At 37.9% G+C, this 20,215-nt stretch carries 13 protein-coding genes; 9 read left to right on the top strand and 4 right to left on the bottom strand.

Annotation, left to right across the window (positions count from 1 at the left end; translation table 11 throughout):
- Positions 1-551 precede the first annotated feature (551 nt).
- Entirely contained in the window at positions 552-2,135 is a 1,584-nt protein-coding gene (locus LVD47_RS14315) for an FMN-binding glutamate synthase family protein (RefSeq protein ID WP_236977842.1), read from the bottom strand.
- A gap of 263 nt (positions 2,136-2,398) precedes the next feature.
- On the opposite strand from LVD47_RS14315, the gene LVD47_RS14310 reads away from it, so the two are divergent.
- The 3 genes from LVD47_RS14310 to LVD47_RS14300 all read left to right on the top strand — a co-directional run bounded on the left by LVD47_RS14310 (position 2,399) and on the right by LVD47_RS14300 (position 3,962).
- Positions 2,399-2,608 carry a putative signal transducing protein gene (locus LVD47_RS14310; protein ID WP_236977840.1) on the top strand — a complete coding sequence of 70 codons (210 nt, stop codon included), beginning with the start codon at positions 2,399-2,401 and terminating at the stop codon, positions 2,606-2,608.
- Between the two features lie 419 nt (positions 2,609-3,027).
- Positions 3,028-3,558 carry a peptide-methionine (S)-S-oxide reductase MsrA gene (gene msrA, locus LVD47_RS14305; protein ID WP_236977838.1) on the top strand — a complete coding sequence of 177 codons (531 nt, stop codon included), beginning with the start codon at positions 3,028-3,030 and terminating at the stop codon, positions 3,556-3,558.
- Positions 3,555-3,962 carry a methionine-R-sulfoxide reductase gene (locus LVD47_RS14300; protein WP_236977830.1) on the top strand — a complete coding sequence of 136 codons (408 nt, stop codon included), beginning with the start codon at positions 3,555-3,557 and terminating at the stop codon, positions 3,960-3,962. The genes msrA and LVD47_RS14300 overlap by 4 nt, the downstream gene beginning before the upstream one ends.
- Positions 3,963-4,044: 82 nt before the next feature.
- Here LVD47_RS14300 and LVD47_RS14295 read toward each other — a convergent pair whose 3' ends face one another.
- Entirely contained in the window at positions 4,045-5,349 is a 1,305-nt protein-coding gene (locus LVD47_RS14295; protein ID WP_236977828.1) for an aspartate kinase, read from the bottom strand.
- A gap of 333 nt (positions 5,350-5,682) precedes the next feature.
- On the opposite strand from LVD47_RS14295, the gene LVD47_RS14290 reads away from it, so the two are divergent.
- The 3 genes from LVD47_RS14290 (at position 5,683) to LVD47_RS14280 (ending at position 10,679) form a co-directional block, all read left to right on the top strand.
- Positions 5,683-8,193, top strand: coding sequence for a PIG-L family deacetylase (locus tag LVD47_RS14290; protein WP_236977826.1), 2,511 nt, complete (start codon positions 5,683-5,685; stop codon positions 8,191-8,193).
- A gap of 21 nt (positions 8,194-8,214) precedes the next feature.
- The gene (locus LVD47_RS14285; RefSeq protein WP_369427806.1) at positions 8,215-9,900 is read left to right on the top strand and encodes a sodium:solute symporter family protein; all 1,686 of its coding nucleotides are present in this window, start codon (positions 8,215-8,217) and stop codon (positions 9,898-9,900) included.
- Positions 9,901-10,010: 110 nt separating this feature from the next.
- Entirely contained in the window at positions 10,011-10,679 is a 669-nt protein-coding gene (locus tag LVD47_RS14280; RefSeq protein ID WP_236977822.1) for a response regulator transcription factor, read from the top strand.
- A 330-nt stretch (positions 10,680-11,009) separates the two neighbouring features.
- On the opposite strand, the gene LVD47_RS14275 is transcribed toward LVD47_RS14280, so the two are convergent.
- Positions 11,010-12,278, bottom strand: coding sequence for an alginate export family protein (locus LVD47_RS14275; RefSeq protein WP_236977820.1), 1,269 nt, complete (start codon positions 12,276-12,278; stop codon positions 11,010-11,012).
- A gap of 222 nt (positions 12,279-12,500) precedes the next feature.
- Here LVD47_RS14275 and LVD47_RS14270 point away from each other — a divergent pair, with 222 nt between their 5' ends.
- From LVD47_RS14270 to LVD47_RS14260, 3 genes are read left to right on the top strand one after another with little or no spacing between them, the layout of a single operon-like run.
- Positions 12,501-13,832, top strand: a complete 1,332-nt coding sequence (locus LVD47_RS14270; RefSeq protein ID WP_236977818.1) for an MFS transporter — start codon at positions 12,501-12,503, stop codon at positions 13,830-13,832.
- Between the two features lie 39 nt (positions 13,833-13,871).
- Positions 13,872-17,390: a nitrate reductase gene (locus LVD47_RS14265; protein ID WP_236977816.1), complete on the top strand. Its 3,519-nt coding sequence runs from the start codon at positions 13,872-13,874 to the stop codon at positions 17,388-17,390.
- A gap of 9 nt (positions 17,391-17,399) precedes the next feature.
- Positions 17,400-18,842, top strand: coding sequence for a rubredoxin (locus LVD47_RS14260; RefSeq protein WP_236977808.1), 1,443 nt, complete (start codon positions 17,400-17,402; stop codon positions 18,840-18,842).
- A 121-nt stretch (positions 18,843-18,963) separates the two neighbouring features.
- Here LVD47_RS14260 and porV read toward each other — a convergent pair whose 3' ends face one another.
- On the bottom strand, positions 18,964-20,172 hold the full coding sequence (porV, locus tag LVD47_RS14255) for a type IX secretion system outer membrane channel protein PorV (protein WP_236977806.1): 1,209 nt from the start codon (positions 20,170-20,172) through the stop codon (positions 18,964-18,966).
- Positions 20,173-20,215: the final 43 nt, after the last annotated feature.

Here is a 20,215-nt window from a genome sequence, read left to right as displayed (position 1 = left end):
TAAAAATATATCTGTATCCAAAATTATAAAGTCTACCCATTTTCCCTCCTCGATAATTCCTGCCTATCATCCAAATTAGAAGCAAAAGCATTCCATCTCGTAACGGATAAAATGGCTTCTGCCCTACTCATGCATTACTATGGCACAATTGGTACATCCTTCATTTGCTTTGTACGAGATATAGAAGCAAAAATATTTACAAAAGGATTAATACTCTCCACCGGATTATCCGTTCCATTATCAATAATGGATCCAGAATCTAAAAAACTATTCCAGACATAAGCCCGTCCCCTACCCTGGATCGGACGAAAGATGCATCCGGATCCGCTATTAAACTATTTTCAATTTTATTGAATTATTTATAAAAGCTATCGCCTTTAATGCAGACATGCGAAAAAACTACTCCGTTGTCATTCTGACTATATACACTGGCATTTGAAAATAAAATTGACGATGTTGTCTTTTCTTCATCCATCGTTTGACAATTAAGTATGGGAACAGTAAAAAACGATGATCGTATTTCCTATAAATTTCGCCGTCCTGTCGACATTTTAAAACTTATCAACGGAAGCTCTGCTAAAAGCGGACTTCCATCTCCCGGGGATTTCCTCAAATTCAAATGCACCATGTGAAACTGTAGGATATAAGTCTTCAAAAGAGAATATAGTCCTGTGATCGATTCTCCTAAATACATCCATTCGAGTTATTTCGGACAAATCTTTTTTCCCGGCGGCCGCCATTAGTTCCACGAAATTATGTACTGTTTCCTTGTGGAAATTAGCAACTCGCTGAACTTTATCCGGGACTTTGAGCCCGGCGACTAATTCGGGGTCCTGAGTTGCCACACCGGTTGGACAAGTATTTTTATTGCATTCAAGTGCCTGTATACAGCCTAAAGCCAACATCATACCCCTGGCACTATAGCAAGCATCAGCACCCAAGGATAAAGCCCGAAAAATATGAAATGAAGTCATAATTTTGCCACTAGCTAAAATCTTAACCTGATCCCTAAGTCCGAAACCACGTAACATGTCGTCGACAAATACGAGCCCTTCCTTAAACGGCATACCTACAGAATTCGAAAATTCCAGTGGCGCCGCACCTGTCCCTCCTTCTCCCCCATCAACAGTAATAAAATCAGGATAAATTTCCATTTCTTTCATTGCTTTACATACTCCTATGAACTCAGAAGGATGTCCTACACATAATTTAAACCCTACAGGCTTGCTTCCGGAAAGATGACGTAATAAACCGACAAATTCCAATAGCCCACGTGGAGAGTCAAATGCAGTATGATATGTAGGTGACAATACATCAGTCCAAGGATCAATTCCCCGGATCAGCGATATTTCTTCAGTATTCTTCTTGGCTGGTAATATCCCCCCATGTCCGGGTTTTGCCCCCTGAGAAAGTTTCACTTCAATCATTTTGACCGTATCCATGCCTGATTTGTCTTGAAACATCACAGGATCAAATTTACCGTTCCGATCCCTGCAACCGAAGTATCCGGTTCCAAACTGATAAACTAAATCTCCACCATATTTTAAATGATAAGGACTAATTCCTCCTTCCCCTGTATTGTGTGCAAAATCCGCTTCCTTGGCCCCACCATTTAAAGCTAAGACCGCATTTTTACTCAAAGAACCAAAACTCATTGCAGAAATATTCAAAATGCTGGCGGTATAGGGTTGTTCACATTCTTTACCCCCTATCTTGATTCGTGGATTCTGCTCCAATACCCCGGGATCAAGGGAAGCAATACTGTGATTTAACCATTCGTAGCCTTCACTATACACATCCAATTGGGTTCCAAAAGGATGAGTAGAAATTGTCTTTTTTGCCCGCTGATAAATAATAGACCTATACATCCTGGGAATAGGTGTTCCATTTGTATCCGATTCTATAAAATACTGGTAAATTTTAGGTCTTAATTCTTCGAATAAATACCGCCCTCTTCCAAGTATTGGAAAGTTGCGCATTATAGCGTGCTTGCTTTGGAACATATCGTAATACCCTACAAACACCACAGGGATTAAAATTAAATATGCCCAAATAACAGGTGGCCAAACAAAATAATAAATGGCAAAAACTATAAGTAATGAGGATACTGAAAAAAATACAAATTCGTTTCTCATATAATATTTGTACTTTACATTAAATGGAAATTTAAATTACCGTTTTAACGATATAAATTGTAAAAAAGCCCGTTTTACAAGACCTAAAAACACTTTTGGAAATTAACAATTCACTTAGATACTCAGGGTTATTCCTATTTCCCTTAAACCACAGGAAATTTATTGGAACAATTTAGGAATAATAATTATAATTACATAAACGAGAATTAATGTGATAAAATAAGGACCGGTGAAATAGTATCGTCCAAAAAAAAGTAAAATATATGAAGTTAGTGTATTCAACCCAAGATCGGATTGTAGCGAATATCATCAAAAATGAATTGGAAAGTCAGGAAATAGAATCTGTTTTAATGGATAAAAAAGACAGTGCAATTAATAGTTTTGGCTACCTGGAAATATATGTAGTAGATGATAAGCTGGAAATCGCCAAAGGATTAATCGATGAGATTCTTGCCCGTGATGAAGAAGAATGACCGAATGAAGTCCGAAACCATGTGGAGGACCAGGCGTACTAAATGAAATGTTCGTAATAATCTTATTTACGCTTTTGACAAGACCGAAAACGGCGTGCTACGTCTCGGAAACACATTCATCCTAACTACATTTTGTAAGAATGGATTTTGTGGTAAAAAGGTATCGTTTGAAGTTGTATAATCACGAATGTTAAATTTTATTATATGTGCTTGATTCTTCCCGATGGAGCAAGACGAACCTCATTTTGAGATTCATCCCCATAGGGCTTGACTGAAAAACAGGTGATTCCGAATGCTTTCTGGATGGGGGAGCAATGTCATGTCAGTAACATAACAAGTTATTTTAAACGGCTTCAATATTATATATTAATATTCCAAACATTTTAGCAGTCTATTTATTTCTATAATAAAACACAAATATGGGAATAGCTACTTTCGGAGGAGGTTGTTTTTGGTGCATTGAAGCTGTATTTAAAAAAGTCAAAGGGATTCAAAACATAACCAGTGGATATGCCGGTGGAACAGACCCACATCCTACCTACAAATCAGTATGCTCAGGGACAACTGGCCATGCAGAAGTTTTACAGATTGAATTTGATGAAACTATAATTTCGTATGAAGATCTTCTAAAGATATTCTGGACTGTACATGACCCTACTACTCCCAATCGCCAGGGGAATGATGTAGGCACACAATACCGCAGCATTGTATTATTCCACAACGAAAATCAAAAAGAAGTAGCCGAATCTGTCCGGGATTCAATTGCATCGCAAATTTGGGATGACCCTGTTGTTACCGAAATTGTTCCATTACAGGCCTTTTATCCCGCCGAAAGCTATCATCAGGATTATTACACTAATAATCCTAATAACAGATATTGCCAAATAGTTATTGAACCCAAGGTAGCAAAACTTAGAAAAGTATTTATGGATAAATTAGCAGAGGTATGAAAAATCTATCGTTAAATAATGATGAAAAAAGAGTGCTGTTTGAAAAAGGGACGGAACGACCTTTCACTGGAAAGCTATTAAACAACAAATCCGAAGGTCTGTATTTATGTAAAAATTGCCTCCAGCCGTTATATACATCCAAGGACAAATTCGAATCACATTGTGGTTGGCCAAGCTTTGACGACGAATTGGAAGGGGCAGTTGAAAAGGTTGCAGATGCAGATGGCAGGAGAACTGAAATCGTTTGTTCCAATTGCAAATCACATTTGGGTCATGTATTCAAGGGGGAATATCTCACACCAAAAAACTTGCGACACTGTGTCAATTCGCTTTCTCTTTCATTTATTGAAAAAGAAAAGTATCTGGATGGCAATTATGATAAAGCCGACTTGAAAAGAGGTTGATAATTTAACCACTTCCAAAGGCTTGACATCACTCCAACATACCTGGGTATCTTAATTCCGTATAGGTTATCTGGGATATATACTAATCATCTTTTCTTTTAAGCAAAGGAAGTGCTTTGAGTACTAATTGTACAGTCTTTGGTATCCTTTCTTCAAATAACACTATTTTACCCTTCTTAATGGCATCCACTACAGGTTCCTGATAATGTCGTATCGTGATTAACTCAAGATTCTTTTCATCTTCAATATCAAATTCCTGACTAATCTCACTCAAAAAAGCATTAATGCGATCTGGACGATCCGTAACGCATACGGTAAAAGAAATAGCCGTATTACGCATCAGGTTTACTTTAATCCTATGCCGGGAGAACAGTTCAAATAATTTGCTGAGGTGATGTTCAGCCACAAATGATAGATCCTTCGTACTAATAAATAGTAATCGCTGGTTTTTCTCCACAACTACTACAGGAGGATACCTCAAATCGCCTGTACCGGAAATCAGAGTTCCCACAGAGTCAGAATCTTCAAATGATTTAACCCATAATGGAATATTTTTATTCTGTAGGGGTTTTATCGTTTTAGGATGAATAACTTTGGCCCCATAGTAAGTCATTTCTATTGCTTCCAGGTATGAGAGTTTGTCAATTAGGGATACATTTTCAAATAATTTGGGATCAGCGGTTAGAATGCCTGGAACATCTTTCCATATTGCCATATAATCGGCATCGGTACAGTAAGAAAAAATTGCTGCCGAATAATCCGACCCCTCTCTCCCTAAAGTGACGGTATTACCATTTTCATCCCCTCCCAGGAAACCTTGTGTAAGTAATACCTTGTTATCCTTAAATCTTGGAAGAATCGATTTTTGAAATAACCAGGATGTTTCATTCCAATTGACCCTCCCTTCTCTATAGGTATTGTCTGTTCGGATTACTTTCCGGGAATCAATCCAGTCAGGCTTTAAATTGGTTTTTTGATTCAGATATGAAGCGATTATACGAGTAGAGCATAATTCACCAAGACTCACAATTTGATCATATATAAAATCATAGGAATGAACGTCTTGTTTAATTTGATGTAGGAAATTCTCAGCATTTGAAAAAAGATTATTTAACTCTTCCAGGTGTTGATCCCTTTCCAGACCAAGGTCATTCACTACTGCATTATGCTCTTTTTTTATTTCGAGTAAAAGCTTAATACCTTTCCCTGTTTGTTCAAATGTTTCTTCCACAACTTTTTCAAGGGCATTGGTTGATTTGCCCATAGCAGAAACCACTACTATTATATTCACGGCATCGCATTTACCAATAATATTCCCCACATTTCTGATAGAATCCGCATCTTTGACCGAAGCTCCTCCAAATTTATATACTACCCTTTCAACCATTTTACCTGCAAATCTTTTTTGAAACGCAAATATAAAATATTATAGCACCAATGAAAGGATAAAAGTGCCTACCTAACCTTAATTACTATAGTTTAATAGTTTAGTCCTGGCAAATCATCGATTTTGCCCAATAATTACTGTAACCATCAATCTTCATTCCCTGACTTATTATAATATTTTGTTATTAAGTATATATTTTAATTTGATATCCTATCTTTTCAATATTTTAATCTTCAATAATTAATTTCATGTATTCTAACTAAGTAAAAGTATAGCTAACGCTTGTAACCTGAATTAATAAAATATCTATTTTTGACTGAATTTGAAATCAATATGAAAAAGAAAAAATTACTTTTTTTACTTTTCAACATACTATTTCTTGCACTAACAAACAGCATTGCCCAAAAGCCCATTGAAATAACTTCTTCTGAAATTTACGCTAAACTACAAAAGTTAGGTAACCTTGGGTCAGTACTGTATATTGCCGCTCATCCTGATGATGAAAATACCAGTGTAATATCCTATTTCAATAATTACAAACACTTTAACACTACGTACTTATCATTGACAAGGGGTGATGGAGGCCAAAACTTAATAGGACCTGAAATCAGAGAACTCCTGGGTATAATCAGGACACAGGAATTACTGGCAGCACGACGAATAGATGGTGGGAACCAGGTTTTTTCAAGGGCCAATGACTTTGGATATTCAAAGGGTCCGGAAGAGACTTTCAGAATTTGGGATAAAGACTCTGTTCTATATGATATCGTATGGGCGATACGATGCCTCAAGCCCGATATTATTATCAACAGATTTGACCATCGGACACCCGGCACTACCCATGGCCATCATACGGGTTCTGCAATGTTGAGCTTTGAAGCATTTGATATGGCGGGAAACCCTGACATTTTTCCAGGGCAACTAAAATACACAGAGGTATGGCAACCCAAAAGATTATTTTTCAATACTTCCTGGTGGTTTTATGGAAGTAGGGAAAAATTTGAAGAAGCCAATAAAGATAATTTGACATCACTGGATATTGGTGCTTATTACCCTTTACTCGGACAATCAAATAATGAAATATCCGCTAAATCCAGAAGTCAACATCGCTGCCAGGGTTTTGGAAGATTGGGATCCAGAGGTAGTGAAATTGAATACTTTGAGTTTTTGAAAGGAGAAAAACCTTCTGGAGATCAACCTTTTGCTGGAATTAACACATCCTGGGATAGGATAAACGGAGGATCAGAAATCCAGGCTAAAATTGATAGGATTATTCAATCTTTTAATTTTGAAGCCCCACATAAGATCATACCTGACTTAATGAATCTTTACCAATCCATTAAGATGTTGGACCACAACCCCTATAAAGAAAAAAAACTTGGGGAATGCAAAGAGATTATTCAGGCATGTACCGGATTATTTCTTGAAGCAAAAACAAATAACCACAAAATTGTCCCCGGCGAGGAAATTATGATAGATTTCGAATTAATTAATAGATCAAACTCAAATATAGATGTACATAAAATAATAATTCTCCCGGTTGATAAGGAAATTGAATGGAAGGAGAAATTGCCCTTTAATCGTGTTTTATCAAAACAAATTTCTGTTACCCTTCCATCGAATGCAACCTACACAAACCCTTATTGGCTAAACCAGGAAGGCACATTGGGCTTATATTCTGTCCAGGATAAGCAATTAATTGGCATGCCCGAAACACCTCGATATTTATCGGTTCAATACGAATTGGAAATTGAAGGGGTAAAAATCCTTATTGATAGAGATGTTGTTTTTAAATCCGGTGAACCTGACAAAGGTGAAGTATATAAACCTCTCGAAGTCATCCCGGAATATACCATTGAAATGCAAAACCCGATACTTTTTTTTAGTGAAGAAAATAGAAAGACCCTTAATGTAAAAGTTAACCACCACATCAATAATGATAATACTGATACACTGCTATTAAAGTTACCAGATGGGTTTATTGCGGAACCCACTTATCACCTATTATCAGGAGAAAATTATCAAGACCTTTTTTCTTTTGAAATTACTGCTCCGGAAAAAGAGCAAAAACAAGAAGTTTTAGCAGAAATCCATACGAAAGATGGAAATATTTATTCTAGAACCATGCATTCTATTTCATACGACCACATTCCTGAACAAACGGTATTGCAGCCGGCTGCTACCACTTTGGTACGGCTACAGATTAAATCTACCGTAGACAAAATCGGTTATATTCAAGGAGCAGGAGATCGAATTCCGGAGTTTTTGAAAGAAATTGGAATTCAATGTGACCTGTTATCATTATCAGATATACCAACTACCGAATTAAACCAATACGATGCTTTTATATTTGGGATCAGAGCTCTTAATACACTTGATGGAATTGACAATGCAATGCCAGCACTGCTGGAATATGCCAAAAACGGAGGGAACCTCATTTTACAATATAATACGAATCGAGGAGTCAAAACAGAAAACTTTTCCCCATATCCACTTACGATCTCGCGCGACCGTGTAACAGATGAAAATTCCCCTGTTAAAATTCTCGATCCGGACCACCAGGTTTTGAATACACCCAATTCAATAAATGAGTCTGATTTCAAGAATTGGGTGCAGGAAAGGGGGTTATATTTTCCCGGCACCTGGTCAGATAAATTTGATACTGTCATTGCTTTTAAAGACCCCGGTGAAGAATATCTTCCATCCGGATTATTAATAGCTCCCTACGGAAAAGGCAACTACGTATATACAGGGATCAGTTGGTTTAGGGAATTACCGGCTGGAGTTCCCGGAGCCTTCAAGCTTTTCGTCAATATCCTTTCGTTATCAACAATAAATAATTAAAAGACTAACCCCATGAATACTATTTCAGTTATTGATTGGCTCATACTGTCAGGTACTCTTCTACTAATTGTTGGGATAGGAGTCTGGAAAAGCAGAAAGGATAAGGAACTGGATGGATTCCTTCGCGGAGGTAATGAAGCCTCCTGGTGGACAATTGGATTAGGTGTGATGGCTACACAGGCAAGTGCTATCACATTCCTAAGTACCCCAGGGCAGGGATTTGCCGATGGAATGGAATTTGTCCAATTCTATTTTGGCCTTCCCATTGCAATGATCATATTATGTATAACATTTATCCCTCTCTACTATAAATTAAAAGTATATACCGCATACGAATTTCTTGAAAAAAGATTTGACGTAAAAACACGAACATTAACTTCCTTTCTATTTCTGGTCCAAAGAGGCCTTGCGGCAGGTATAACCATTTATGCCCCAGCCATAATTTTATCCACTATAATGGGTTGGAATTTGAAATTAACTTGCATGGTAATTGGTGTCCTGGTAATTATATACACAGTTAGCGGAGGAACTAAAGCTGTCAACGTCACACAAAAATACCAAATGGTAATAATTATGACGGGCATGTTTTTAGCCTTTTATATTCTATTAGACTCACTTCCTGGAGAGTTGGGTTTTAGAGACGCATGGGAATTAGCATCACTCCACGGAAAAACACAATCAATAGATTTTTCTATTGACTGGAATAATCGATATACTTTCTGGAGCGGGATTACAGGAGGTCTTTTTTTAGCATTATCCTATTTTGGAACCGATCAAAGCCAGGTGCAAAGATACTTGAGTGGTCAATCCATCCGGCAATCTCAAATAGGTCTGATGTTCAACGCTATCTTTAAAATTCCCATGCAGTACTTTATCCTTATGACCGGGGTTATGGTTTTTATTTTTTACCAGTTTAATTTATCACCCTTATTTTTCAATCCCGCAGGTGAAGAAATTGTAAAAACGAGTGATTATGCGAACCAATATTCCAATTTAGAACGTGAATATGAAGAAATTCACCTGGAGAAAGCACAACTTTCCCAGGAATATCTCAAATCCGGTGATGAAAATATAGGAACTGAAATCCAATCCCTTTCTCAACAACAGCTGCAGCTCCGGGAAGAGGCAAAAAGTCTAATTTCTCAGGCAGACCCGGTGGCGGAAACCAATGACAAAGACTATGTATTTATCCATTATATCATCAACAATTTACCGATTGGAATAATTGGTTTGTTGCTAGCAGTGATATTTTCAGCTGCAATGTCTTCTACAGCTGCAGAACTCAATGCCCTGGCTACAACGAGTGTCATAGATATTTACAAACGTCTTCTAAAACAAAATCAAAGCCCATCACACTATCTTAAAGCATCAAAATTATGGACATTATTTTGGGGGCTTGTGGCTATCCTTTTCGCCACTTTTGGAACCTTAGTTGAAAATCTCATCCAATTGGTCAATATTATTGGATCCATATTTTATGGTACTATTTTGGGAATTTTTCTGGCTGCTTTCTATATAAAATGGATTAAAGCAAACGCAGTATTCGTGTCAGCCCTTATCGCAGAAAGCATTGTTATTTATTTGTATTTCACTACCGATATAGGCTTTCTTTGGTTCAATATTATCGGATGCGGACTAGTAATTTCTTTTGCCCTGATTTATCAGTTTTTTGAGAATTTAGGTAAACCGGTAATTCAAAATCAATAAACTATAATGAATATTTTCTTGCGTAAGAATATGTATACGAACAATATACTTAGGCTTATTTCACTCTAATAAAAAATACGTACTTTTGAATTCGATTCAACTCAATATGAATGGAAGATAAAATACAAGTCGTATTGGCAGATGATCATATCCTGGTCCGGGATGGAATCAAAGCCCTGTTGGAAGACGAAAAAGATATTGATGTAGTTGCCGAAGCTTCAGATGGGCTGGAAGCCATGGAAGTTATGAGCAAAATTTCTGCGGATGTTTTGATAGCTGATATCCGCATGCCGGGCAAAACCGGGATTGAAGTAATCAGTTCTTTAAAAAACTCTGGGGCTCCCGTACACACATTGGTGCTTTCCATGCATGATTCAGAAGAATATGTATTACAATCCATTGATGCAGGAGCAGATGGGTATTTACTTAAAGGTTCCAGCAAAGAAGAATTTATTAAAGCCATCCATACTGTTCATTCGGGAAGCAAATACTTTAGTGGTGATATTTCAGCCATATTGTTGAAAAATTATAATAGCCCGCCTCAACAACAGGAACCTAAAGAGGAAGAAAAATCACTTCGGGAAGAATTTGGAATTACCAAACGTGAAAATGAAATCCTCAGTCACATACTCGATGGCAAAAACAACAAAGAAATTGCCACCGAACTAAAAATAAGTAAGAGGACAGCTGAAGTACACAGATTCAACTTGATGAAGAAGCTAGATGTCAAAAATCTTGTAGAGCTTACCAAGAAAGCAAGAGAATTAGATCTTTTTTAATCCGCTGAGCTGTGATTTAAGTGTTACGAACAACCAGCCAGGTTGGATTCTTTTGAAATCTTTCATGCAGGAAGACCAATATATTACTTACAGCTCCAGATTCATTGCCCAGGCCTTGCGATCCTTTCGTTTACGTCTCCTGGATGTTTTTTTCTTCCCCGCTTCCGTTTTCTATTAAGAAATTTCCTGGAATTGCCCCGTCTCCTGTCAAGGAATACATGAAAAAACATACCTAATATAATTAATTGGTGATATCAAAATAGTTGTCAATTGCCTGCAAGATAGGATTTTAAGCCTACTGTATTGATTTTCTGAACTTTAAAACTGCTTTCAATCCTTTTTAATTAGCTTCGGTTTCAACGTAAGCATAGCCCACCCCCAGGATGCCGTCTTCCTGGGATCCATAGTTTCTTTGACGACTTCCATACCACGTGCAAAAAACATTTGACTATAACCAAGTTTCAAATTTACATCAGGTGTAATATTATAACTAAATACTAAATCTAATTCATTTCCAAGAATATTATTATTCGTCTTTGAATAATTGGAACCTTTGATCCTGGTATCTGATATAAAATGATGTAAATGAAGTACCCATCTGGTACGTTCATTAATTGAAATATGGGTTTTGAAATATGGATTTACAAGTCCGAAATTCTTATGCCCGTTTCCGACATAAAAATAATCCATTAATCCATAAAATTTGTGATTGGTACCATACCACGGAGTAAAAGCTTCAAAAGAATCTGTGTTAGGATTATCCCCCGAAAGCCAATCAATTCCGATGGTAGTCCCAACATTGTTGAAAGAATGATCGAGAGATATGGCCGCCAGAAAACCTTTTATTTTCTTGAATCTACCATTTTTACCAGCTTGATAGTGCCATTCACCTTTGAAGGTACTTTCTCCTATCTTATGAGACACATTCACCCCGATAGACTGATTATAATTAACAGTATCAGGAGCTATCTGCATACCCTGGTTGAGCAATAAAACTGAAATAGAAGATTTTTCAAATAATTTTTTTATCCAGGTATAATGCAATGTTTTGTAGTTATTCGTACTGGCATAAAATGTATTATCAAGCTTCGCTGGTTCCGGTGTATAACTATCCTGATTAAAAGCCAGTCCGAGGTGGACACTCCAGCTCTTATTCTCAAAAATATACCTTAGTAAATCGTGGCTCCGACCTTGCTGGGCCCAGTCTAAACTACCTAATATTCTTGCATTATCATAGTCCAGTATTTGCCTACCCACAATCACTTTATTCAACTCATTCATTTTAATAGTGGCCCACGCCTGGTTTACATTCATTAGCGATGGATCTACCTTATAAACCTGATCCACACTTCCCCAGATCCGTACATCCTGGATTGATACGCCAACTTCCACTTTCTTGGATTTATATCCACCAACCAACCTGGTTCGCTGTTCCGTAAAAAATGCTGGTTTCTTTCCGGTTTCAAGGGGCTCCTTAAATCCATGGCGAAATTCGGATCGCGGCCTGATTTCACCCGACAAACTTATTTGGGCTACTAAAGCTTTTGAAAATACGACTATAAGTATCAAAGCGCTAAAAAGAGCTAGTAATTGCTTCATAAGAAATACTATTGATTATTGAACGACACAATATTAAGTATATTTACTTAATTTACAAAATTATTCTCAATTAATACTATTATTATAATTTGCTATTTTTCAATCTTTTATATACAAAAAACAATAATTTATTAGATATAATTTAATTTCATTTTTGCAATAATACGTAATTATACTTACTTTTGAAATATTAACAACTTTTAGATATTTAAATCGACACCTATGAAAAATTATTCGGGCAAAAAGGCTACAAAAATTAAATTATTTAGTTTTGCTCCTCCCTCCATGAGAACTTTTCACATAACCTGGTTTTCATTTTTCCTTTGCTTTTTTGGCTGGTTTGGCATTGCCCCATTAATGGCTATAGTAAGGGATGAATTGTCATTGACAAAGGATCAAATCGGAAGTACTATTATTGCGTCTGTGGCGGTTACGGTTTTTGCCCGGTTGGGTATCGGATGGCTTTGCGACCGCATTGGTCCGAGAATTACGTATACCTGGTTATTAATAATTGGTTCCATACCGGTTATTTCTATCGGATTTAGCAATAGTTACGAATCTTTTTTAATTTTTCGACTGATAATAGGTGTCATAGGAGCATCTTTTGTAATTACTCAATACCATACATCGGTAATGTTTGCTCCCAATGTAGTTGGAAGGGCAAATGCCACTACTGCCGGCTGGGGTAATATGGGAGGGGGAGTTACCCAAATGGTAATGCCACTAATTTTTGCTGGTTTTGTTGGCCTGGGTTATACCGATGCTCAATCCTGGAGACTAGCTATGGTCGTACCCGGAGTAATTATGATCATAATGGGAATAATATATTATAAATATACTACGGACAGGCCTGAGGGAAACCTAACCGACCTAAATTTTAAAAATACCGTAAAAACCAATCAAATCAGATTCTTAGATGTTGTAAAAGACAAAAGAATCTGGGCTCTGTTTTTAATCTACGGCGCTTGCTTCGGGGTAGAATTAACAATTAACAATATTGCAGCCATTTACTACATGGATTATTTCACACTTGACCTTAAGACTGCAGGTTTGATCGCGGGATTATTCGGCACAATGAATTTATTCGCTCGTAGCCTGGGAGGGTATTTTGGAGATCTGGCAGGCATAAAAAAAGGGCTTAAGGGTAGGGTTATTTTCTTATTCAGTGTACTATTGCTCGAAGGGGGCGCCCTGATCATCTTTTCACAGATGACTGTTCTGGCAGCTGCCATAGGCGTTATGATTCTTTTCAGCCTTTGCGTCCAAATGGCTGAAGGAGCAACCTATTCGGTAGTTCCCTTTATCAATAAAAAAGCAGTGGGTACTGTAAGTGGTATTGTAGGTGCAGGTGGAAATGCAGGAGCCGTTGCCGCTGGATTTCTTTTCAAAGCTGAAAACATAACCTACTCTACTGCCCTTTACACGATTGGAATCGTCGTAACAGTGGTTTCATTTCTTGCCCTGGTGGTACGCTTCTCAACTGAAGAAGAAAGAGTCGCTGAAAAAGAAATGAAAGAATCTTTAACCGTAAAGTTGGTTTCTATAAAAAAATAAGTAGTTTTACGTATACTCTGATTACGTAAATATAAATCGATGAATACACCACTTAAAACTACGTGTTCGTATTGCGGCGTGGGATGCGGGATTGAAGTATCAAAAGATCAAAACAACCGTGTATTGGTCAAAGGAGATGAAAATCACCCTGTCAACCGTGGGATGTTGTGCTCAAAGGGTAGAAATCTTCATCATGTAGTTAATGATACTTCGGATCGAATTCTATATCCGCAAATGAGATGGAGCCGATCTCATCCCATGGAAAGGGTACAATGGGACGCAGCTTTGAACAGAGCTACCGCTGTATTCAAATCCCTAATAAATAAATATGGCCCTGATAGCGTAGGCTTTTATGTATCCGGTCAATGCCTGACGGAAGAATATTATATTGCCAATAAATTGTGTAAAGGCTTTTTGGGAACCAATAATATTGATACCAATTCGCGTCTCTGCATGAGTTCTGCCGTTATGGGATATAAAAAAACCTTTGGGGAAGACAGCGTACCGGGGTGCTATGAGGATATTGAACTGGCAGATTGTTTTGTAATAGCGGGGGCCAATCCCGCATGGTGCCATCCTATCCTTTTTCGAAGGCTGGAACAGCATAAAGAAAAGAATCCCGATGTAAAAATTATCGTAGTTGATCCAAGAAAAACAGATACTGCCGCAATGGCAGATCTCCATTTGCCAATTATACCGGGTACAGATATAGTACTATACCATGCTATAGGAAAACAATTGCTCAAACGGGGTTTAATAGATTATCACTTTATCAAGAACCATACTCAAAATTTTGAATCCTATACAGACCACATCAACAAAGTCTCTATAAAAAGGGCAGCAGCAATATGTGGAATATCGATTAACGACCTAAAATTAGCAGCAGACTGGATCGGTAAGTCAGAAGGATTTATCAGCATGTGGGCCATGGGCTTAAACCAAAGCATAATGGGAACGGATAAAAATTTCGCTTTACTATCCCTTTCATTATTAACAGGCCAGGTTGGAAAACCGGGATCCGGACCATTTTCATTAACCGGCCAACCCAATGCCATGGGGGGACGGGAAGTAGGTGGGATGGCCAGTTTACTAGCAGCACATAAGGATTTGTCCAACCCTGAACACAGAAATGAAGTTTCAGCTTTCTGGGGCGGGAAAGAAATCAGTGGGAAACCGGGTTACACTGCTACCGAAATGTTTGATGCATTGGAAAAAGGGAACCTTAAAGCCATTTGGATCGTGTGTACAAATCCGATGGTGAGTCTTCCCGATTCAAGGAAAGTAGAAAGGGCACTGAAGAAAGCTAAATTTGTCATCGTTCAGGATATTTCTCATCATTCGGACACAACCCAATTTGCCGATCTATTATTACCGGCAGCCGGATGGCTGGAAAAGGAAGGCACAATGACCAATTCCGAACGTCGAATCTCTTACCTGCCCAAAGGTATAAATCCACCGGGAGAAGCTTTACCCGACGTGGAAATTCTTTGCCGATTTGCTCAAAAAATGGGGTACAAGGGATTCGACTACTCCAATAATGAAGAGATATACAAAGAATATAGTTTACTTACAAAGAATACCAATATTGATATTTCGTACCTAAACTACGATCGACTTCGAACCGAAGGAACTTTTCAATGGCCTGTTCCGGACTACAAGCACCCGGGAACCAAAAGATTGTTTACGGACAATCAATTTTATACTTCTACGAAAAAAGCTATTTTTAATATACCTGCCCAGTCCCATTACCAATCACCCAAGGAGGATGACGACTTTCCACTTATTCTGACTACAGGACGGATTCGCGATCAATGGCACACTATGACCAAAACCGGTAAAGTTTCACGGTTAAAGAAACACTATTCGAAGCCGGTTCTTGACATAAACCCTGTAGACGCTTATATAAACAGACTTAAAGATGGGGATGTCGTTGAAGTAAAGAGCAAAAACGGGGTCATTCGGGTTCGATGTAGAATAACGAATAAAATACGGGAGGGAGTTGTCTTTATCCCCATGCACTGGGGGAAGCAACTCAACTATGACCTAAACAGGGCCAACAATGTTACGGAAGAGAAATTGGATCCAATATCCAAAGAACCCGATTTTAAGTACACCATGATTTCAGTAACCAAATACAAAAAACCTGTCGAAAAGATTTATATTATCGGTGCGGGAGCAGCTTCCTTTAGGTTTGTACAAAATTACAGGGAGCAAAATTCAACCGATGAAATCCATGTATTTTCTGGAGAAGCCAATCCATTTTATAACCGAGTATTGTTACCTGAATACATATCCGACGATTTGACCTGGGATGAATTAGTCAAAATTAAAAAGGAAGAACTCAATAAATTAAATATCATATTACACTCAGAAATTTGGATCCATGCAATAAACCGATCAGATAGTACTATCTTGGATTCCCTTGGAAATTTACACAATTATGATCGCTTGATTATTGCCACCGGAAGCAAGGCTAATGCTCCCATGGAAGTTCCTATACATGCCCCGGGTAGGTTTACCTTGAGGAAAAGAGAAGATGCCGAATACCTGAAAAAACACCTTTTTGATATATCACTGCCTCCGGAAGAAAAGCACGTTGTGATAGTTGGTGGGGGGCTATTGGGACTGGAATTGGCAGCCGCACTAAAAAAAACTAATATCAGGATTACCATTGTCCAGAGAGGAAGCCGGTTGATGGAACGCCAGCTAGACGGGATCGCCAGTAAAATTTTAGCCGAAAACGTACAAAATCGCTCTATCAAAATTTACTTTGACAATGAAGTCAGTACTGTTTTTGACTATAAAGACAGCCGGGAATTAATGATCACACTGAAAAGTGGAAAAATTTTGCAGTCGCATGCAATCGTCTATGCCATAGGTACCCAACCTAATATAGGTATTGCCAGGAAATCTAAATTGCGTTGTGGCCGAGGGATAAAAGTCAATCAATACCTCCAAACATCTGATCCAAGTATTTTCGCTATAGGGGAAATTGCTGAATTTAGGGACGAAATGTATGGAATAACTGCCGCAGCAGAAGAACAAGCCAGTATACTGGCCAACTTCATAGCTGGGGATGTAAGCAGCATCTACAGAGGTTCTATACCCATGAATATTTTAAAATTTCAGGACTTCAAGCTATGTAGTATCGGCAAAATAAATACCCCTAAAAACGATGACTCGTATGAAGAAATCGTTTTGATGGACATAAGAAAGAGTTTTTACAAAAAGTGCATTGTAAAAAATGATTGCCTGGTGGGAGCCATTTTGATAGGAGATAATAATGAGTTTGCCGAATTCAAATCCCTGATTGAAGATAAAACAGAATTGTCAGACAAACGCGAAAAACTATTGCGTGGAAACGGCCCCCAAAAAGAAGTAAAAGGCCAATTGGTATGTTCCTGTAATTCCACCGGAGCAGGGAATATCAAAGAAGCTATTGAAGGTGGGTGTCTTGATTTTAATGAACTTTGTGCAAAAACAGGTGCCGGATTGGGGTGTGGTAGCTGCAAACCGGAAGTAAAAGAAATTTTAAATGAGGCTTTGTTCTCAGTGTAAATCCATTAAATGAAAAAGAGTTTGGCCAGATTAGCAGTTAAGGGTGGTGTTATATCACCTGGCGAACTAAAAGAGTGCATTGACCTTGCTGAATCGGTAGGAATGAATGCTATATCTTTCGGTTCACGGCAAGATATCATTTTACCATCGAAATTACCTGATAAAATCCCAAATCGTTCCAACGAACCGGAAATCATACTACCAGAATTAAAAGGCAATGAAAACATCGTATCATCATACGTTTCAGCAGATATATTTCCGGCAACTTCGTGGCTAACCAGTTCCCGCTATTTATATATCCTGGAACAATTTAATTTTCATTCCAGCCTGAAGATTAATATAACTGACCCTCTCCAAAGACTGGTCCCATTATTCACAGGCCATTTGAATTTTATAGCCTCTTCCCACGATGACTACTGGTATCTCTATATTCGACTGACAGAATGGGAAAAAATGGAAATGTACCCGGCGTTGATCAACAGTTGGGATATGGGAAAAATAGCCTTTAATATTGAAAAGTTGCTTAAAGAAGAACCCGATTCCATAGAAATGATCTTTGAACTTCTCAATGACCTGGTTATCACAGAAAACAGAAATTTTGACAAACCACTTGACATCCCCTACCATCCCTTTCCCTATTACGAAGGGATGAACAAGCTAAATCTCGACAAATATTGGCTGGGCTTATATTGGAGAAACAATCTTTACGATCTGACTTTCATGAAGAATATGTGCGAAAGGTGTATGGAAAACCAAATTGGTAAAATCTGTATCACCCCATGGAAGTCCTTCATAATAAAAGGCATACCAAAATATGAAAAACTGGAATGGGAAAAATTCCTGGGGTCTTTTGGTATTAATGTACGGCATTCACTATTGGAGCTGAATTGGCATCTTCCCGTTGGGGACACCGAAGCACTGGACCTGAAAAAATTTTTGGTAAGGACCTTCGATCAAAATGATATTAGCACCTATGGATTGACTTTTGGGGTCACCGATTATTTGCGTGAAGATTTCTACTTCACTTCAATAGTAATTGAAAAAAATCAATCACCCAAAACAGTTTCCAGTTTCCAGATCCGAAATACTTACAATGTACTTTATGCCGAAAATTTTGATCCCAATAATAGAGAATATATTGTATATGTTCAGGATATTGACAAAATTGAACTCCCCATTGTTTTAATGGAATTAAGTAAAATGTACTTCAAACAATTGGGCTCAACAAAGAAAAAAAATGAATCGAAAAAGGAAGAAATAAAAGAAATAGAAATATTTGTACATCAATGCCCCGATTGTATGACCATTTATGACCCCGAATACGGAGATGAAACCCAGGATATTCCTCCCAATGTCCCTTTCAGTGAATTGCCTGAGGACTACTCCTGCAATCTATGCAACACCGCCAAAAGATCTTTTATCGAAAAGCCTATAGTCAAATCAATGGATTGAATCATTCGCTCCACAGTTGCTTAATTACTTACTATTTCGTTGCCTGATCATGTAAAAGCAAATAAAAAAGCCACAATATTTGATACATTGTGGCTTATAAATAGTAATATTTTCTTAAACATTATAACCTTCTTCTTCCGCTAGCTTCCCCGAAATCAAAAAGCAATGAAAACCGCAGGGTCTTATCAAGAGGTGAACTGGCTTGTAACGTATTTTGAGTAGAAATCAAATAAGAAAAGTTGATTCCTACAATATTATATTTGATTCCCATACCAAGAGTTAGATACTTTCTATTTCCTTTCAAAGGGGATTCATAAAAATATCCAGCCCTTACAGCAAATTGATCTGCATACCAATATTCTGCTCCCACTGAGTAGGTAATCTCCCTGAATTCTTCAGAGGCGCCCCCCGGACCATCACTAAATGATTTAATCCAGGATTCAAATACTGGTAGGGTGGAATACTCACGTCCTAATGCAGTATCTATTTGCGGAGCAGGTACTAATAATTTATTAAGGTCCGCAGTCAATGTCAATTCATTGTAATCATCAAAAGCAACTTCATAAGCAAGTCCCAATCCAATAGATGCGGGGATATAAAAACTTCTATCTTGAACATATGATATCTTAGAACCCAAATTTCGCAATGACAACCCTATGTTAAAATTCTGGTCATAATACCCTTCAAAGGGTACTTTATAGAGAAATGAAATATCAGCGGCACCAGCAATTCCCGGTTGAATTTCAGTCCCGTTTACAAATTGATCAGCAGCCAGGTTCGAATAAATTAATTTACCCCCAACACCCATACTGAAATTTTCTCCCAGTTTTCGGGCATAGCCCAATTGAAGGACAAATTCATTGGGATTTCCAAAACCTTGGGAATTTCCGTTGGCATCAGTATAATTAATTTCACCCAGGCTAAAATAACGAAGGGATCCTGTAACAGCCTGAAGTTCATCAATCTTAGTATATCCGGACACATATCCAAGAAATACATCGTCTAGCCCAATATTTTTGAGCCAGGGTGTATAGGTTAATGAAAGCCCTGCATCTTTTTCCGCAAACGCTAATCTGGAAATATTATAGGCAATAGCATTGGCATCACCTGAAAGAGCAATTCCAGCATCCCCCATCGCTCCACTCCGGGCATCAGGTGTAATCCCAAGGAAAGGAACAGCTGTAGGAATCGCATTAGGGCATGGTGAACCATCGGGCAATTGGGCTAAGCCGGTTTCTGGGTTAATTTGACAATCTCCGGCAACCTGTGCCCAAAGTGGAGATTGTATGATCAAAAAGAAGGAAAAAAGTAGTAATTGTTCTTTTCTCATATCGGTTATTCAATAATTAGCTTTTAAAGGAACGCAAATATAA

The sequence above is a fragment of the Membranihabitans maritimus genome (genome assembly GCF_021729145.1).
Taxonomy (GTDB): domain Bacteria; phylum Bacteroidota; class Bacteroidia; order Chitinophagales; family Saprospiraceae; genus Membranihabitans; species Membranihabitans maritimus.
Note: the sequence above shows the minus strand (reverse complement) of the source record. Positions and strands in the feature narration are given on the sequence as shown.